This window comes from Actinoplanes sp. CA-131856, from assembly GCF_050956135.1.
Classification (GTDB): Bacteria; Actinomycetota; Actinomycetes; order Mycobacteriales; family Micromonosporaceae; genus Actinoplanes.
This window is the reverse complement of record NZ_CP191849.1, coordinates 8,967,986-8,984,988: the sequence shown is the minus strand read 5'-3', so window position 1 is coordinate 8,984,988 and position 17,003 is coordinate 8,967,986. Positions and strand designations below refer to the sequence as shown.

The 17,003-nt window shown below is 69.6% G+C and carries 15 protein-coding genes; 4 read left to right on the top strand and 11 right to left on the bottom strand.

Annotation, left to right across the window (positions count from 1 at the left end):
* Window positions 1-15 precede the first annotated feature (15 nt).
* From ACQP2X_RS41030 to ACQP2X_RS41020, 3 genes are all read right to left on the bottom strand, one after another.
* Window positions 16-630 (bottom strand): GNAT family N-acetyltransferase, encoded by a 615-nt coding sequence (locus ACQP2X_RS41030; RefSeq protein WP_498691153.1) that lies wholly within the window; start codon window positions 628-630, stop codon window positions 16-18.
* 42 nt (window positions 631-672) lie between these two features.
* Window positions 673-2,211, bottom strand: coding sequence for an APC family permease (locus tag ACQP2X_RS41025; protein ID WP_498691151.1), 1,539 nt, complete (start codon window positions 2,209-2,211; stop codon window positions 673-675).
* Between the two features lie 62 nt (window positions 2,212-2,273).
* Entirely contained in the window at window positions 2,274-2,912 is a 639-nt protein-coding gene (locus tag ACQP2X_RS41020; RefSeq protein ID WP_097322305.1) for a GOLPH3/VPS74 family protein, read from the bottom strand.
* Between the two features lie 233 nt (window positions 2,913-3,145).
* Between ACQP2X_RS41020 and ACQP2X_RS41015 the strand changes: the two genes are divergently transcribed.
* The 3 genes from ACQP2X_RS41015 (at window position 3,146) to ACQP2X_RS41005 (ending at window position 4,663) form a co-directional block, all read left to right on the top strand.
* Window positions 3,146-3,994, top strand: a complete 849-nt coding sequence (locus ACQP2X_RS41015; RefSeq protein WP_498691149.1) for a helix-turn-helix domain-containing protein — start codon at window positions 3,146-3,148, stop codon at window positions 3,992-3,994.
* 42 nt (window positions 3,995-4,036) lie between these two features.
* On the top strand, window positions 4,037-4,270 hold the full coding sequence (locus ACQP2X_RS41010; protein WP_498701172.1) for a DUF397 domain-containing protein: 234 nt from the start codon (window positions 4,037-4,039) through the stop codon (window positions 4,268-4,270).
* A gap of 219 nt (window positions 4,271-4,489) precedes the next feature.
* The gene (locus ACQP2X_RS41005) at window positions 4,490-4,663 is read left to right on the top strand and encodes a hypothetical protein (protein WP_498691147.1); all 174 of its coding nucleotides are present in this window, start codon (window positions 4,490-4,492) and stop codon (window positions 4,661-4,663) included.
* A gap of 261 nt (window positions 4,664-4,924) precedes the next feature.
* Here the strand turns inward: ACQP2X_RS41005 and ACQP2X_RS41000 are convergent, their stop codons facing one another.
* From ACQP2X_RS41000 to ACQP2X_RS40990, 3 genes are all read right to left on the bottom strand, one after another.
* Window positions 4,925-7,777 carry a CLIPPER-2 domain-containing protein gene (locus tag ACQP2X_RS41000; RefSeq protein ID WP_498691144.1) on the bottom strand — a complete coding sequence of 951 codons (2,853 nt, stop codon included), beginning with the start codon at window positions 7,775-7,777 and terminating at the stop codon, window positions 4,925-4,927.
* Between the two features lie 50 nt (window positions 7,778-7,827).
* On the bottom strand, window positions 7,828-8,322 hold the full coding sequence (locus tag ACQP2X_RS40995) for a CAP domain-containing protein (RefSeq protein ID WP_498691142.1): 495 nt from the start codon (window positions 8,320-8,322) through the stop codon (window positions 7,828-7,830).
* A gap of 127 nt (window positions 8,323-8,449) precedes the next feature.
* Window positions 8,450-10,351, bottom strand: coding sequence for a M4 family metallopeptidase (locus ACQP2X_RS40990; protein WP_498701169.1), 1,902 nt, complete (start codon window positions 10,349-10,351; stop codon window positions 8,450-8,452).
* A 201-nt stretch (window positions 10,352-10,552) separates the two neighbouring features.
* Between ACQP2X_RS40990 and ACQP2X_RS40985 the strand changes: the two genes are divergently transcribed.
* Complete coding sequence (locus ACQP2X_RS40985; RefSeq protein ID WP_498691138.1) at window positions 10,553-11,482, top strand: helix-turn-helix domain-containing protein; 930 nt, start codon at window positions 10,553-10,555, stop codon at window positions 11,480-11,482.
* On the opposite strand, the gene ACQP2X_RS40980 is transcribed toward ACQP2X_RS40985, so the two are convergent.
* The 5 genes from ACQP2X_RS40980 to ACQP2X_RS40960 all read right to left on the bottom strand — a co-directional run bounded on the left by ACQP2X_RS40980 (window position 11,462) and on the right by ACQP2X_RS40960 (window position 16,749).
* Window positions 11,462-12,028 (bottom strand): peptide deformylase, encoded by a 567-nt coding sequence (locus tag ACQP2X_RS40980; protein ID WP_498691136.1) that lies wholly within the window; start codon window positions 12,026-12,028, stop codon window positions 11,462-11,464. The two genes, ACQP2X_RS40985 and ACQP2X_RS40980, sit on opposite strands and share 21 nt — an antisense overlap.
* 189 nt (window positions 12,029-12,217) lie before the next feature.
* Window positions 12,218-12,934: a class I SAM-dependent methyltransferase gene (locus ACQP2X_RS40975; RefSeq protein WP_498691134.1), complete on the bottom strand. Its 717-nt coding sequence runs from the start codon at window positions 12,932-12,934 to the stop codon at window positions 12,218-12,220.
* Between the two features lie 69 nt (window positions 12,935-13,003).
* On the bottom strand, window positions 13,004-14,200 hold the full coding sequence (locus tag ACQP2X_RS40970) for a CynX/NimT family MFS transporter (protein ID WP_498691132.1): 1,197 nt from the start codon (window positions 14,198-14,200) through the stop codon (window positions 13,004-13,006).
* A 31-nt stretch (window positions 14,201-14,231) separates the two neighbouring features.
* Complete coding sequence (locus tag ACQP2X_RS40965) at window positions 14,232-15,056, bottom strand: siderophore-interacting protein (protein ID WP_498691130.1); 825 nt, start codon at window positions 15,054-15,056, stop codon at window positions 14,232-14,234.
* A gap of 151 nt (window positions 15,057-15,207) precedes the next feature.
* Window positions 15,208-16,749: a hypothetical protein gene (locus tag ACQP2X_RS40960; RefSeq protein WP_498691128.1), complete on the bottom strand. Its 1,542-nt coding sequence runs from the start codon at window positions 16,747-16,749 to the stop codon at window positions 15,208-15,210.
* Window positions 16,750-17,003: the final 254 nt, after the last annotated feature.

The window sequence follows — 17,003 nt, the reverse complement described above, 5'->3', positions numbered from 1 at the left end:
CAGGGGGCACCACTGTCAGTTCATAGGCAACCTCCACATGGACCACAGCGGTGGTCCGCCGGGAAGCTCGATGACTGACCGGATCCGGTATCCGTGCCGGAGGTAAAGGTCCCGGTTACGCGGGTCGTTCGCCTCCAGATACGCGGGGATTCCAGCCTCGTCGAGCCGGGCGTGATGGCGGTCGAGGAGCGCACTGCCGATTCCACGGCCCTGGTTCTCCGGATGGACGGCCAGGAAAGCCAGATAGTGGTGGGGATCGGTGGGATGGCGCGCCTCGATCGCCGCGTCCAATTCGCAAGTTCGGTCGTACGCCGGGCCGGTCACCTCCTTCATACGCTGCTCATAGTCGAGCGGCGGCGGGATCATGGCGGTCAAGGGGAACCACAGCGCCACTCCGGAGACGCTGCCGGTGTCGTAGTCCGAGGTGGCGTACACCTCGCCGTACCGGACGGCGTGCTCGACGAAGATCTCGAAGTAGCGCGGGCTGTCGCGCCGGCGCACCTCGGCGTCGGGGTGCAGCCAGCGGGCCACCGGCCCGTCCCACATCGCCGCGGCGACGAGGCCGGTGATCTCCTCGACGTCCACGGGTGCGACGTCGCGGATCACCAGTTCCTGGATCGCGTAGGTCATGACTTCCTCTCAGTGTTCTTCCAAGGAAGGGCCGGTGGGCTTTCAGTACGGGTAGCCGCCGCGGGCGCCGACCGGGTCGGCGTGCAGCGAGCGCATGAGGGCCTGGGTCTCGGCGGCCACGCTGGACCGGTTGTCGGAGCCGCGGCCGATCGCCGCGTACACCTCGGGGCGGGCCGCCCGCATGATCAGGGCCCAGACGACGCCGATCAGGCCCACGGCCAGATAGCAGACCGGGATGAGCCACTGGAACGGTGAATCGCCGGAGACCTGCAGAAGCTCACCGAAGCCGATGCAGGTTGCCGCCAGCACGACCGTGAGCAGAAGGAAAGCCAGACCGGGAGCGAAGTAGGCGCGCCAGATGTTCTCCCCTCGCCGCTTGTGCACGAAGAACGCGATGACCGCGGCCGACGCGGCCCACATGAGGATGAGGACGCCGAGCCCGCCGATCGTCGTGAGCCACGCGAACACGTAGACCAGCGGGTCGGCGCCGGCCAGGGCGTACGCGCTGAGCACGATGATCGCCAGCACGCTCTGGGTGATGGAGCCGAGGAGCGGAGCGCCCGTACGGGGGTGGGTGCGACCCCACGCCGCCGGCAGGACGCCCTCGCGGCCGAGTGCGAACTGATAGCGCGACACGGCGGCGTGGAAGGCCAGCAGAGCCGCGAAGACACTGGTGAGGAACAGGATGTAGCCGAGGTCGACCATGACCTTGGGCAGATGGGGACCGACCAATGTGAAGACCAGGTCGGTGCGATGCTCGGCGGCCTTGGCGGCGATCTGGTCGGGGCCGGTGTTGACCGACATGGCCCAGGCCGAGATCGCGCACAGGATGCCGGCCAGCAGCACCGCGATGTGGGTGGCCCGGGCGATCGTGCGCTTCGGGTCTTTCGCCTCCTCGGAGAGCACCACTGTGGCCTCGAAGCCGACGAAGCCGGCGATGGCCAGCACCAGCAGCACGCCGACGACCGGGGTGGCCAGCGGCGCCGGCGAGAACTGCGAGAAGGTGATCTCGCCGTTGGCCGGGTTGCCGACCATCACGAGGTCGTAGATGAGCACGATGCCGATCTCCAGCACCAGCAGGACCGCCAGGACCCTGCCGCTCAGGTCGACCCACAGCAGGCCGAGCACGGTCACGGCGGCCCAGGCGCCCACCGCGCAGGCGTACCAGGGAACGGAGAATCCCAGAGCCGCGAGGATGCCGGAGGCAGCCGAGCCGAACAGGCCGAAAAGGCCGATCTGCATGAGGGAGTAGGCGGGCAGGGCGACGAAGGCCGCCCCGACGCCGACCATCCGGCCTAGACCGTGACTGATGTACGAGTAGAAGGCGCCCGTGTTCACGATGTGCCGGCTCATGGCGACGAACCCGACGGTGAACAAGGACAGCAACCCCGCCACCACCACGTACGCGATCGGGACGGCGGTGCTCCCGATGATCGCGTAGATCGTGGTGATGGACCCGATGATCACGGTGAGCGGTGCGGCTCCCGCGACGCCGAAGAACACCACAGACGGAATGCCCAACCGGTTCTTGGCCAGCGCCTGTGTGACGATGTCCGGCTCTGCGGGTTTCGTACGCTCCATCAACATCCTCCCGGCCCAATGGTCGTGATTGTGAGGCCGGAGGTGATGGCGCCCGACGCCGCTCACCGTCGGCCGACGGTCAGCACCGAGCCCACGGAGGTCTCGGTGATCTCAACGAGCTCCCGAAGGTCGCCCGGTAGCGACCCGACCGCACTCGGCAGCGAATGGAACGCGTGCCGGTGCATCTCGAAGTCGTAGAGCACGTGTCTGGTGAGGCCGGTGGCCGCCACCAGTCCGATGAGCACCCGGTCGCTGGTGCTCATGCCGATGCCGCGCACCAGCAGGTTGGCCAGCCGGGCCGGGGCCCAGGCGGCCGCGTTGCGCTGGGCGGCGGTGTTCGGCATGTACAAGGTCTCGGTGGAGAGCATGCGGCGACGGGTCACGGCCTCGACCGCGCCGAGGCGCGACAGCCGCTCGCCGACCCGGATGGCCGCGTCCTGCGAGAGGAAGGCCAGCCACACGCGTACGTCTCGGTGTTGTGGTTGTGCGATAAGTAGGTCGAGGATGTCGTGTGCGAGCGCGTCCGTCGGAGGATGCCGGTCGAGGATGACCAGGTCTCCGTCGGTGATGCCGATCCGTCCTTCGAGGACGAGCTCGCCGAGGAGAGCGGCGGCCAGTCCCAGGCCGGTTGCGCGTGGATGGAGACGGGACCGGCCGGTGCGGTCCTCGTGTGCGATCAGGAAGTACTGGTCAGCCAACACGCCGCCACGCCCCTTAGACAACGTCTTGATGTGTGGGTCTTTTGTTCGTTTTGGGGTGATGACCCCATGAAGATCACTCTGTGTGCAGAAAGGTATGACTCGATGTGCTCCGCATCATGTACCCGACAGCAAGGTCATGACAAGAAGTACTAGACTTTTTGTGGAGTCCTCCTTGTTTGGATCACCAGCACGGCGGCCGTACTATCGGCATCATCAGGACCGAGGGAGTCCAGGTGTCCGTTGATGAAGGACCCACGCTGCGCCGTCGACGTCTGGGGGCGGAGCTGAAACGGTGCCGCGAGGCCGCCGGATTGACGCAAGAAAATGTGTCGCGTCATTTCGAGTGGCACGCCGCCAAGGTGACGCGCATCGAGACCGCGCGCGTGGCCGTGACCCCGCGCGACGTGAAGGACCTGCTGACCCTGTACGGCGTCGGCGACCAGGAGTACCGCGACGCGATGGTCGAGCTGGCCCGCCTCTCGCGCGAGCGCACCTGGTGGACGGACTACCGCGACATCATGCGCCCCGGCAACTTCGTCGGCCTGGAGGCCGCGGCCGCCTCGATGCGCTGCTGGGAGCCGGTGCTGGTGCCCGGGCTGCTGCAGACCGAGTCGTACATGCGCTCGCTGATGGAGGCCGGCCGCACCAACGACTCGCCCCAGCACATCGACCGCCGGGTGAAGCTGCGCCTGACCCGGCAGGGCCGGTTGCGCGCCGATCGGCCGCTCGAGCTCGAGGTTGTCATCGACGAGTCGGTGGTCCGCCGCGTGGTCGGCGGCCCGCGCGTCATGAATGAGCAGCTTCGGCACCTTATCGAGGCCGCTCAATTACCGAATGTGACGTTGCGGATTCTCCCGTTCCACGCCGGCGAACACACGTTCCTCGGCGGGTCAGCGGCCCTTTTGGAGTTTCGGGAGACCACCCATTTGGATGTTGTCTATCTTGAAGGTCTTGCGGGAGACTACTACGAAGAGCAACCATCCGAGGTTGCCCGTTACCGACAAGAGTTCGAGCGATTGAGCGCTATGGCGCTCGACCATCGCATGACCATCAAGATGATCGAGAGCCTGCTCGTCGCGTAGGGCTCCCCGAGACAACCGCATATCCGAAGGGGGGTGCTTGAATTGCTCACGCACCAGCTCGCCGATGCCGCCCAGCTCGCCCACGCCACCTGGCGCAAGGCCAGCCGTAGTAATGGCAACGGTGGCAACAACTGTGTCGAAGTCGCCTTCCTCGACACGAGCGTCGCCGTCAGGGACAGCAAGGACCGCTCCGGTCCTGCGCTCCTGTTCACCCAGGCGGAGTGGACCGCCTTTGTGGACTCTGCCAAGGAAGGCGAGTTCGACATCAATTCCTGAGGCTAGAGACTAACCATAGGCACGGACCGATGGGAAGTGCCTACGCAAAGTCAACTTCTCCGCAATGGGGCCCGCGGCTCCGCTCACCGGGAGTCGCGGCGCCCCTACTCTGCATAATCATTTCGACAGTCCCATTCCCCGGTTCTGGAATGCGAAGTTCTTTCGGGTGAGTACGGCCCCGTCAGATCTGGGACAGCTCCCCGGCGTAGCTTTGCTGGAGTGAGTGATCTCGAAGGTGTCCTCCTGTTCGCCGGCATCCCGCTCGCCGTGGTGGGGGTGATCTTCGCCCTGGTCTTCTGGACGAGCGAGAAACCAAGCCGCGAGCCCCTCTCGAAGCCGGTGATGGACAGGGAGGCCGAGCTCGAGCCGATCCACACCGAAGAGCCGGAGTAGCCCACCGGCCGGCGTCATGCGACCTGGAACGTCACCTCTTGCGGCTCGTGCGGGATGGGCGGCCCGCCAACGGTTGCTTGGGTTGGCTCTTGCCGGCTCGACCGGGCCACTAGCGGCCGCTGGGGTTTTCGGCTTCGCAGGCACGGCCGGGCCGTCGGCGGCGGTTTGGCTGTCAGCTCGCGCGGGATCGGCAGGTAGCACGTGGCCGCTTGGGTTGTCAGCTTTGCGAGCGCGGCCGGCCGTCGAGGGCTGCCTGGGCGGTCAGCTCTTGCGGGCTCGGGTGGGCCACCAGCGGCCGCGGAGTGAGGCCAGGACGATCAGGCCGCCGGCCAGCAGGGCCAGGCCTAGCACGGCCGCGGTGGCCAGGGGACTGCCGCTGAACGGGACCGGGTCGGGGACGGGGTCGGCCCAGAGCTGTGGGCGGGCGGGGACGGTGGCCGGCGGCGGGGTGATGACCGTCGGGGTCGGGTTCGGCACTGACGGGTCCGGGGTGGGTGGAGCGCTGAGCTGCGGAGCCAAGCCCCGGGCCGGGACGGCCGTGGTCGCCATGGGCACGGCGGCTGGTGCGCCTGCGGCCTGCTGGGCCCCAGCGGCTTGTTGCGCTCCGGCGGCTTGCTGGGCGGCTGCGGCTTGCTGGGCTGCGGCTTGCTGAGCCGCATCCTGCCCGGCTGCATCCTGCCCGGCCGCCGGGGAGAAGGTGGGATTCGCGGTCTGTGGCGCACGGGTGGGAGTGGCCGCCTGCGGTGCCCCGGTCGGTGTTGCTGGCTGTGCTGTCCCGGTGGGGGTTGCCGACTGGGGGTCCGTTGCCGGTGGGGTGGCGATGGTGAACGGGCCGTAGGCGGTGGCTGTGGTTGCGCCTGGCGCGGTGGCGTAGGCGTACGCGCGGTCGGTGGAGACGGTGATCGGGGCCGTGGCGGTGCAAGTGGTGGTGGCGCCGGGGGCCAGGATCGTCGCGGCGCAGGTGGCCCGGCCGGCGTGGGTGGCGGTGAGGTGGATGTCGGTCAGCGTCTGGTTGCCGTTGTTGTGGATCTCGTACGAGTAGGCGATCTCTTCGGGGCGGCGCTCGGCCGATGACGTGACGGTCAGGGACGGGCGGGCGGCCACCAGGCGGACGTCGGCGGCGGTGGGGCCGAAGAGAGTGGGCTCGGTGGCGCCCGGGGCGTAGCCCTCGGCCATGACGATGTTGGCGAGTGCGGTGCCGGCGTCCACGTCGGGGCGCGTCACGGTGTACGCGGGTGCGTCGCAGACCATCGTCTTGCCGCGTTCGAGCGTGGTCTCGGGGCAGGTGGCGGGGCCGGACAGCGTGTCGGTGACGGTGATGCCGTCGATCGGGTCGCTGCCGTTGTTGGTCACCCGGTAGCGGAAGCGGATCGAGTCGCCCACGTCGGCCGGGCGGGAGGACCGGGGGCTGTCGACGGCTACCTCGAGCGAGGCCTCGGCGGGGACGACGGTGACGGTGGCCGTCCGCTCGAGGTCGCCGGCGGAGGGGGCCGGCTCGGAGTCGCCGGTCGGCGGGGCGGTGGCGGTGGCGGTCGGGCCGGGCTCGCCGGTCGACGGGGCGGTGGCGGTGGCGGTCGGGCCGGGCTCGCCGGTCGACGGGGCGGTGGCGGTCGGGTCGAGGTCGCCGGTCGGCAGGGCGGTGGCGATGGCGGTCAGGTCGAGGTCGCCGGTTGACAGGGCGGTGGCGGTCAGGTCGAGGTGTCCGGTCGTGCCGGCGGGGACTGTCCATTCGCCGTTGTCGTAGGTGCCGGTGTCCGGTTCGCCGGTGAGGATGGCCAGGCCCCTGCTCGGGTCGAGGCGTACGGTGGCGGGCTCGTCGGTGGTGGTCACGGTGGTGCGGAAGTGGACCGTGTCGCCCTGTACGGCGTTCGGTGTGCTCGTGGAGATCTTGAGCGTGATCGGCTGGTCGCCGGAGGGCGTCGGCCGTGCCGGCGCTGGGATGAAGCCGGCCGTGTTGTCGTCCGGTGTGAGCTCGCCGGTCGCGCTGGTGGCGGTCACCGTGATCGTGTCCGCGTCCGGGGGGCCGGCGGCGGTGAGGGTCATCGTGCGGGTGCCGCCGGCGGGCACCGTGGGGTACGTGCACTCCGCGGTGCCGCTGGTCAGGTTGCACGTGCCGTCGGGTGAGGTGGCCGAGACCGCCGTCAGGTCGCCGGGGAGGGCGGCGCTCAGCACGGCATCGGTGGCCTGGTTGGGACCCTTGTTACTCATGGTGATGAGGTAGCGGGAGATTTCACCGGGGGTGGTCGTGACCTTCACCGACCGGTCGGTGGCGGGGGCGACGTTGACACCGAGCGTGTTCGAGGTGGACGTCTGCCTGTCGCCGGTGCCGGAGAGGGACGTCGCGTACGAGGCGGTGGCCCTCGAGGTGATCGTCGTGCCGGCGCTGGACACGGGCACGCGGGACTCGTACGTCACCGTGCGGCTCTCGCCGGGGCGCAGGACGCCCACGTCGAACGTGTGTGAGCCGGCCTCGACGGTCGTCGCGCGGGCCGGGTTGCCGCCCGCGTTGCGCGTGGTGACGGCGTACGTCACACGGTCGTTGACCTTGACCTTGTCGCTGGTGACGGTCGCCGTCGTGAGCAGGCAGGCGGGGGTGCCGAAGGAGACGGCGTCGACCGACGTGCGATCGGCGGCGCGCAGGGCGAAACGCGTGCGGGTCTGGCCGTCGGGGACGGTGTAGACGCCGGCATACGTGGTCCACGCGGCGCGGTCGCCGCTGATCACGTCGCCCTGGCGGTCCAGCGAGCCGCCGGGTGAGCCGATCAGGACGGCCAGCGTGCCGCCCCGATGCTGGAGCTCCCAGCGCAGGACCTGGCCCGGAACGGTCGTCAGGTCCTGATGAACAACGCCGGGGGACAGCTGAGCGTGCTGGCCCTTCTCCTTGCGCAGCGTGAGTGGACCGGGCTGCCAGCCGGGTACGGTCACAGTGGCGACGCTACCGTCGGCGATCAGCGGGGACTCGAAGTCGCCGTTGCGGAGCGCGACCGGAGAGGCGCAGGTGCTCTGCGCGGCGTCCACCGGACGTTGGTCCAGTGGATCGGCGGCGCCGACGACGTACAGGACGGCGGCCATCATGATGACCGCCATCCACCGGGAAAACGCAGCCCAAGGCACATCAGCACGCTAACCGTCGGTTAGGTACCTTTCGGGCTGTATCGGCAAAATCAGACGCGGCCGAAGTCCTGCGTCCAGTACGGTGCGCCGCCGGCCGTGTAGGCCACGCCCACCCCGACCGCGGTGTTCGCGCAGTTCAGGATGTTCTTGCGGTGGCCCGTGCTGTTCATCCAGCCGGTGACGACCTGCTGCGGGGTGCGGTAGCCCCAGGCGATGTTCTCGGCGGCGGCGCCGTTACGCGGATATCCGGCGCGGACCTCGCGGGTGACGAAGTTGCTGCCGTCCGAGCCGGTGTGGCTGAAGAAGTTCTTCTTGACCATGTCGGTGCTGTGGGCGCGGGCGGCCGTGGTCAGGCGGGCGTCGGTGCGCAGGGCCTTGCAGCCGTTCTTGACCCGCTGGGCGTTGGTGAGCTTGACGACCTCGGCCTCGTACGCGGCGGGGGTCGTCGGCGCGGCCTGGGCGGCCGCGAAAGCCGGGGCGCCGAACATCGTCGGAACGGCGATGAGGGCGGCGGTGACGACGGCGCGGCGGACGAAACGCTTCAAGAGGTGGCTCCTTCTTTCGATCGGCTGTACGCCAGTCAGATCGGGGAGCCGGAGCGCGGATGAAGAAGCGGAACCGGGAAGCAACCTGGGGCAACCCAGGTGCTCCCCGGTCCGGCGGGGGGAAAGGTCAGAGGGTCAGGGTCCAGGTGTTGATGTGGCCGGTGTCGGCCGAGTAGACGTCCTGCGCCCGCAGCTTCCAGGCGCCGTTCGCGGCCTCGCCCGACAGGTTCTTGGTGTACGTGGTCACGATGTTGTCCGCGCTGTCCGAAGACGACGAGGCCTTCAGGGCGTACACCGTGCCGTCCGGCGCCACCAGGTCGAGCTTCACGTCACCGCGGTAGGTGTGCACCACGTTGACCGCGATGGTCGACGTGGCCGAGGCCGACCGTGCGCACCCGGCGATCGTGATCGTGCTGGTCACCGCGGAGCCGGCGTCGGGGATCGTCACGTCGGTGGCGTTGGTGCCGGTGCAGCCGGTGGTCGGCGGCGGCGTGGTGGTGGGCGGCGGGGTGGTGCCGCCGCCGGTGCAGGTCGGGTCGGCCGACTGGGCCGGCACGCTGACGGCGTCCCACGCGGCCTTGACCGTGTTGAACTCGGTGCAGCTGTTCGGGTAGAGGTTCTTGGCCGCGGTCAGCGTCCAGGTGCGGTACTTCAGGTACGACGAGCTGGACGTCTTCATCAGCATGGCGTTGTACATGATCTTGATGGCGTTCTGGATGCCGAGGCCCGTGATCGTGCTGCTGTTGCAGGTCGTGCTGGCCGGCTGGCCGTTGCCGCTGGTGCCCTGGGCGAGCAGGTAGAACCAGTGGTTGCCGGGGCCCGCGGCGGCGTGCACCTCGTCGCCCGGGGTGCTGCTGGAGTAGCAGTTGTCGTCCCCGGCCAGCGACGGGTTGTACATGTAGCGGATCGGGCCGCTGCCGACCAGGTTGACCTCCTCGCCGACCTGGTAGTCGGGGGCGTCGTTGGGGTTGTTGATGTACCACTCGGTCGCGGCGCCGAGGGTGTCGGCCACGAACTCCTGGGTGTTGCCCCGCGAGATGCCGCCCGGCGTGTAGTCGTCGATGCCGTGGCCCAGCTCGTGACCGACCACGTCCGCCGATGAGATCCACTGGCCGGCCGTGTTCTTGCCGATCTGGATCTGGGTGCCGTCGTAGTACGCGTTCTGGTCGTTCAGGCCGACCCGGATCGGCCACGCGCCGCCGCTGCCGTTCTGGCCGTTGCGGCCCAGCCAGGCCGAGAGCATCGCGTACTGCTTCTGCGCCACGTAGAAGGCGTCGACGCAGCCGGTCTCCTTGTTGGTGCCGGTGCCGTTGCCCCAGACGTTGTCACTGCCGCTGAAGGTGGTGTTGTTGGCGGCGTCCTGGCAGCGGATCGTGGTGTGGCTCGGGTCCTGGAGCGTGTAGGTCGAACCGGACTGGGTGGTGTCCAGCGTGACCGAGCCGTTGATCCAGCCGGTTCCGGTGCCGGAGACGTCGGTGACGTGCTCGTACTCGCGCAGCACGGCGCCCGAGGCCGCGTCCACGTCGACGGTCAGCCGGCTCGGCCCCTCGGCGCTGGTCCCCTTGACCGTGGTCTCCCAGGCCAGCTTGCCCGGCTTGCCGTCGAGGGCGACCACGACGAGCTTCGTGCCCTCCACCTCGGTGACCGTCTTGAGCTGGGCCTTGGCGATGCCAGCGGCGGCCGTGTCGGCCAGCTGGGGCACTGTCGAGATCTCGCCGATGGGCTGGGTCAGGGCCACCGACGTGTACTTGGTGGCACCCGCCCCGTCGGTGACGACGACGAAGTCGCCGCCGATCACCGGGAAACCGTTGTAGGTGCGGTCGTAGGCGACGTAGTTGAAGCCGGCCGAGCTGTAGACCTGGCGCCGCTGGAACGTCTCGTTCGGGCTGGCGGCCAGGACCGCGGGGCGGGAGGCGACGAGGGCATCGGCCTTGGCGGCGGCCGACTGCGGATCCTGTGGGACGGCGGTGGCCGGCTGGGCGACGGCGACCATGGCGGTGGCGGCCAGGGTTCCGGCGGCCGCCGCCATGATCAGGGGGGTTCGACGTTTCACGCGCGTACTCCTTCAGGGGTGACTTGAAGAGGACGCTAGGCATCGATGGTCGTCACCGAATCAGGGAAAACCCTTGCGCCGGTCATTCAACAATTTCTTTCGGTGACGCCCTGAGCGCTGGCAGTGACTGTCGCGGTGGGGCATCATGGCCGGACAGCGTCCCGTCAGGAGTGTGTGATGACCTCACAACTCGAGTTCGCGGCCCGATCCGCGTTCGCGCAGGTGCTGAACGCCTGGCGTACGCGCAGGGGTCTCTCCAAGAAGCAGCTCGCCGCGTCGATGGGCTACCACCCGTCGTACATCAGCCACGTGGAGAGCCTGCGCCACCACCCGACCTTCGAGTTCGCCTGCCGCGCCGAGGCGGTCCTGGCGAGCGGGTCCGAGATCATCGAGGCGTACACGGGCTGCCGTCCCACCGGCACGCTCGAGCCGGCCGCCCGCTCGGGCTACGAGCCGAGCCAGATGCTGCCGGCCACGATCGTCATCGAGGACGAGCTGGCCACCCTCACCTACACCGACGACTGGTACGTCTGCCGGGTCGAGCGGTTGGTCCGCAACGTCGGCGACCGCCCGGTCACCACCTGCCCGGTCCGCATCGACGTCGACCGCTTCCCCGACCAGCCCGGCGTCTCCCGGCGGCTCTACCAGGAAAAACCGCTACGCCTGGCCGATCTCGACTTCGCGGCCGCGGCCGGCGAGGAGCTTATGGACGTACGCGTCACGCGCACCAGCGACGCGTATCTGAAACTGGCCCTCGTGTTCGGCAACGCGCGCGCCCGGTTCCCGCTCTACCCGGGCGAGCAGACCCGGGTCGCCTATTCCTATCGGGTGCCGGCCAGCCAGTACGGCCAGTGGTTCCAGCGGGAGGTCCGCTTCCCGACCCGGGCCCTGACCGTGTCGCTGCGGCTTCCGGAGTCGCTCGGGGCCGAGGTGGGGGCCGAGGTGCTGTCGTACGCGGGCATCAAGTCGTACACGCCGACCGTGGCCCACGCCGACGACGGCACGGTGCTGCACACCATGCGGATGCGGGAACTGCTGCTGACCAGCCAGGTGAGGCTGCGCTGGCGGTTCGCGGCGTTGCGGGCGTCAGCCCCACGGGCGGCCTGAGCCGCGGTACTGCGACAGCGGGATGACCTCGTCGCCGGCCGGCATCCGGTCGGTGTAGAAGCGGCCCTCCAGATGGTCGATCTCGTGGCAGACGTGGCGGGCCAGCCCACCCGTGAACCGCGTGACGACCAGCCCGCCGTCGAGGCGCCGGTGCTCGACCTCGACGCGGAGCGGGCGATGCACCCGGCCGCGCACGTCGAAGAAGCTCATGCACCCCTCGTACTGCACGTCGAGGCGCCGGGACTCGTCGACTACGCGGGGATTGAGCAGCACGATCTCGCTGCCGCCGGGATCGGCCGGGCGGATCACGGCGGCGGCGCGGTCGATGCCGATCTGCGGCGCGGCCAGGCCCATGCCCTTGGCGAAGACGTGCGCCCGGGCGACGAGATCCATCGCGGCGAGGACCCGGTCGATGACGTGGCGGGCCTGTGCGGCCTCGCGGGGAAGATCGAAGGGACGGGCCGGCGTACGCAGGGCGGGATCGTCACGCTGGAGGATGCCGATCGCCGCCATCCGGTGGGCTGGGGTGAGTTCTTTGGAAACCACGAGAACCCCTCGGTATCAAGGAGAGTCTTCAGCCGAGTCAAGGGTGGAGGTGGGGTGGTCGGACGGGTCAGTGCCATTGATACATGGGACGAACCTGAAAACCGCATGAACGGTCGTGAATGAGACCGTGAATGAAGGAGAGGGTTCAGCCTGCGGTTTTGCGGCCGCGGACGGCCCACGCGGAGGCGGTCAGCGGAATTTCGCCGGTCTCCGTGATCGGCAGTCGGTGCCGCAAATCATCGCGAATCCGGCGTCTTCCGGATCGCTCAAACCGGCCAGATAGGCGGGCGCGGGACCGGTGGCGCCGAGAAACGGTGTCCAGTAATCGTCGAAGCTGGCGAAGATCGTGGGGATCTCGATGGCACGCGTACGGACGTCGGTCAGTCCCGCGCCGGCCCACGCCGCCCGCAGCGCTTCCTCGCGGCAAATCGGAAATCTCCGGCTCTCATCGCGGTCGGGCGCGGCGGCGGCGTCCCAGAAGTGCCGCATCATCTGCATTCCCGAGGCATAGTCCCAGACGTACGCCGCCACGACCGCCCCCGGCGCGGCGACGCGGGCGAACTCGGCGACCGCGCGGGCCGGATCGGGCACGAAGTTGAGCGCGAGCCCGCTGACGACCGCGTCGAAGGAGCCGTCCCGCAGCGGGAGCGCGGCGGCGTCACCGGCGACCCGGGTGGCGTCCAGGGCCGACCTCAGGAACCCGCGCGACGGATCGAGACCGACGACATCCGCCGGCCCGGCCGCCATGATCGCCGAGGTGAGCGCGCCGGTCCCGCACCCGGCGTCGAGCCAGCGGCGCCCACCCGGGACGCCGAGCCATTCGACGAAGAGCGGGGCGACCCGGCGGCTCCACCGCCCGACGTAAGCCTCGTAGGCATCGCCGGCCGCCCATATGTCGCCGGTCATGCGCTTGAACGTAGGCCATCGCCCGCCGCGATTGAAGGGGCCGATGGGAGGAGGGGAGGGTGCGCGGGGTCAGATCTGGCGGTCCCGGCCGGCGAAGAAGCCCGCGATGATCTGGGGGATCATCAGCAGGAGGACGAAGGTCAAAGGGGCACGCCAGCCGTCGGTGTGGTCGTGGAGGACACCGACCAGGATGGGGCCGGGGATGGCGAACAAGTAGCCGGTGCTCTGGGCGAACGCCGACAGCTTCACCACCGTCCCGGGTGTGCGGCCCCGCAGGGCGATCATCGTCAGGACCAGTGGGAACGCCGTGTTCACGATGCCCAGCAGGATGGCCCACAGCAGCGGCGCGGCGGCCGGCGACCACCACAGGCCGCCGTAGCCGGCCAGGCCGAACAGGCCCAGGACGACGGCGATCCAGCTCTGGCTGCGGAGCCGGCCGGCCAGCGACGAGAGCAGGAAACCCAGTGGCACGCCCAGGAACGAGGTCACCGCGAAGTACACGCCGGCCCGCTCGGCCGAGATGCCGGCGTCGCGGTAGATCTGCGGCAGCCAGCCGATGATGACGTACGCCGATGTCGACTGCATGCCGAAATAGACGGCCAGCGCCCACGCGACCGGGTGGCGGCTCACCCGTACGACATCGGCCTTGTGGGTCCCGGGGTCCGGGGTGAAAGGCTGCCGGGCCAGTGGGAGCCACGCCGGCACGGCCAGCACGGCCACCGCCGCCCAGCAGGCCAGGCCCAGGCGCCAGTCGTCGCCGAAGACGCTCGCGGTCAGCGGCACCGTGGTCGCGGCGGCCACTGTCGCGCCGATGTTCAGCGACACCGTGTAGAGGCCGGTCATCGTGCCGACCCGATCGGGGAAGTACGCCTTCACGACCGACGGCAGCAGCACGTTCACCACCGCGATGCCGGCCAGCGCCACGAGACTCAGGAGCAGGAACAGAGCGGTTCCGGGCGCGTACGGACGGACCGCGAGCCCGGCCGCCAGCACCACCATGCCGGCGAGGATCACGCGGGCCGGGCCGAACCGCCGGGCCAGCCGCGGCGCCAGGAAGCCCACGCCCGCGAAGCACACCGCCGGCACCGAGGTGAGCAGTCCGGCCACGCTGGAGCTCATGCCCAGCCCGGAGCGGATCTCGCTGAGCACCGGGCCGACGCTCGTGACGGCCAGCCGCAGGTTGACCGCGGCCAGCAGCAGGGCGGCCACCGCGATCAAGCGGCCCTTGGTGGAGCTGTGTGTCAGGTCTTCCTCGGCGGTCACCACTTACCCATCATCGACCGCCGGGCCGGAGCGCTTACGCCCGGTCCTGCTCCTGTTCCACCTGCTGGTTCCATTCACGCTTGGACGACTGCCAGCCGTCCTCGTTCATGCCACGCCGCCAGTAGCCCGAGATCGAGAGCTGATCCATCGGTACGCCTCGCTCGACCTTCAGATATCTCCGCAGGTCCTTGACGAAGTTCGCCTCGCCGTGGACGAACGCCTGCACGTCGCCGTCCGGGAACTCGAGACCTCGTACGGCCTCGATCAGCAGCTCGCCGGGAGCACGGTCGCCCCGGTGCAGCCAGGTGATCTCGGCCCCGGTCTCGATCTTCTGCTCCTCGTCGGGCCCCTCGACCTCGATGAACGCGGTCACTCGGGCGCCCGCGGGCATGCCCTCGAGCGCGGCCGCGATCGCCGGGAGGGCGCTCTCGTCGCCGGCCAGCAGGTGCCACCCGGCGTCGGCGCTGGGCGCGTAACCACCGCCGGGGCCCATGAACCGGAAGGCGTCGCCCGGCGTGGCCCGGGTCGCCCACGGGCCCGCGATGCCCTCGTCGCCGTGCACCACGAAGTCGACCCACATCTCGGGGACCTCGGGCAGCCACTTGCGGATCGTGTACGTCCGCACGACCGGCCACTGCTCGCGCGGGAAGCCCTCGCGGATCGCGGCCATGTCGAACGGCTCCGGATAGGTGACGCCGTCCGCGGGGAAGAGCACCTTCACGTAGTGGTCGGTACACCTGCTCGCGTCGATGGCCTTGAGGGCGTCGCCTCCGACCACCACGCGGACCATGTGCGGGGTGAGCTGCTCAACCCGGGTGACGACCGCCTCGGTCGCCGCGCGTGCCGGCCTGTTCGCCATGTCGAACCTCTTCCTTGGGCGTCCGGTTGGTAAGGCTACCCTCAGTTGCTGAGTTCGGGATCACTGATCCCCGCCCGCTCAGGTTTTCCGGTCATGCGCACAAAGGGGCGGCCCGCACTTGGCGGGCCGCCCCTTTACTGCTGTCGGTTGCTTACTCCCAGGTGGTGCCCGGACGGCGGCGGCGGGTGAAGGCCATGATCGCCATGCCGACCAGCAGCAGGACCGCGGCGCCGGCGATCGCGGCGAACGTGTTGCTGCCGGTCAGGGCGAGAAGGCCGCCCTGCTCCTTGGTGGCGCTCTCGGCCTGCACCTGAGCGACCTGGTCGGCCACCGGGGCCTTGTTGCCCGAGTTGAACTGGCCGTCCTCGCCGTTCGAGTACGTGTAGTCGGTGCCGCCGGCCGCCGCGGCCGGGGAGCTGCTGGTGGCGCGGGGCTTGGGGGCCGCCTTGGTGGGCTGCTGGGCGGGAGTCTCCTCCTGCTCCGAGGTGCCGTTCCCCGTGCCGGTGCCGGTGCCGGTGCCGGTGCCGGTGTCGTCGGTGCCGGAGTTGGCGCCGGTGGCCGGCTTGGTCGTCGTGGCCGGCTTGACCGGGGCCTTCGTGGTCGGCTTGGTGGCCGGGGTCGTCGGGTCCGGCGTGAAGTCGTCCTTGGTGTCGGCCGGGATGGCCGGCGGGGCCTGCGTCGGGCCCTTGGTGGGCGGCTTGGTCGGGGTCACGCCGCCGCCGTTGGTGCCGTTGCCGCCGCCGCCCGTGTTCCCGCCACCGGTGTTGCCGCCGTTGTCGCCACCGCCGGTGTTCCCGCCGTTGTCGCCACCGCCGGTGTTCCCGCCGTTGTCGCCACCGCCGGTGTTCCCGCCGTTGTCGCCACCGCCGGTGTTCCCGCCGTTGTCGCCGCCCCCGTTGTTCCCGCCGCCGGTGTTGCCGCCGTTGTCGCCACCGCCGTTGTCGCCTCCGCCGTTGTCGCCTCCGCCGGCGGCGTTGCGGACGGTGATGCGGATGGCGTCGATGGCGGGCGTCTGGTTGGCCCGCTGCATCATCGGCACGCGGTGCGAGCCGTCACCGGCCCACGAGGCGCACTGCGCGGTGCCCTCGGTCGGCACGCCCGGCACGGTGATGCTGACCTCGTCCGGCGTGGCGCTGCCCTTGCTGTCCTCGGTGGCCACGAAGAACGCGGGAACCGGGTCGGGCGCGGGCGCCTCGTTCGTGTTCTCGAGCATGCGGCACGCCGTGTGGAAGTGGCCGCGCACCAGGCCGTCCTGGAGTACGGAGCTCTCCACGTAGTACCCGCCCTTGCCGGCGGCCAGGAACCGGTCGCGGATCAGGTTGCGGGTGCTGATCTTGAGGGTGAACGGGGTGTTCGGCGCGACCTGCTGGGGCGCGTCGGTGATCAGCAGGGTCGGGTTGTTCGCGGCCTCGCCGACCTCGCCGAACTCGGTGGAGACGCAGCGGTTGCCGTTCTGGAAGCCGTCGTGCGGAGTCAGGTTGCTGTCGACGCACGTGTCGGTGAGGATCACCTGGCCGTTCACCACCTTGCCGGCCCCGCTGCCCTCGGGCCGGTCGTCGTTGGTGGCGGCGTTACCGATCTGGGCGAAAGCGACCGCCGCGCCGGCGGCGGTGACGACCGCGCCGACCGCGAACAGCCGCCGGTTGCGTCCCGACGGCGTGGCGGCCGCACGGCGGTAAGCAGACCTGCGCATGCGCGATACCTCTTCTTCCCGGAAATCCACCCGGCGTCAATTCCCACCGGCACCCAGACGGTAGGAGCGCGCCCGCCGAAACGCAATTCCGGTGAGCAAGTTGATGAATTCTTATCCGGGAATTAAAGAAAAGATATGCGACCGCACTCGAACCCCGGACATCCTCCGAACGGATGATGCCGGGAGTTCATCAAGATCACGAAAAAGTTTGCTGACCAGTGAACATTCCTCAGCGTCACTGGACGGCCCCACCG

Excerpts from the sequence above, each read along its gene's own strand:
- ACQP2X_RS41030 (WP_498691153.1), bottom strand. The coding sequence starts at position 630 with ATGACCTACGCGATCCAGGAACTGGTGATCCGCGACGTCGCACCCGTG.
- ACQP2X_RS41025 (WP_498691151.1), bottom strand. The coding sequence starts at position 2,211 with ATGGAGCGTACGAAACCCGCAGAGCCGGACATCGTCACACAGGCGCTG.
- ACQP2X_RS40990 (WP_498701169.1), bottom strand. The coding sequence starts at position 10,351 with ATGGCGGCGGCCGCCGGAACCCTGGCCGCCACCGCCATGGTCGCCGTC.
- ACQP2X_RS40985 (WP_498691138.1), top strand. The coding sequence starts at position 10,553 with ATGACCTCACAACTCGAGTTCGCGGCCCGATCCGCGTTCGCGCAGGTG.
- ACQP2X_RS40975 (WP_498691134.1), bottom strand. The coding sequence starts at position 12,934 with ATGACCGGCGACATATGGGCGGCCGGCGATGCCTACGAGGCTTACGTC.
- ACQP2X_RS40965 (WP_498691130.1), bottom strand. The coding sequence starts at position 15,056 with ATGGCGAACAGGCCGGCACGCGCGGCGACCGAGGCGGTCGTCACCCGG.
- ACQP2X_RS40960 (WP_498691128.1), bottom strand. The coding sequence starts at position 16,749 with ATGCGCAGGTCTGCTTACCGCCGTGCGGCCGCCACGCCGTCGGGACGC.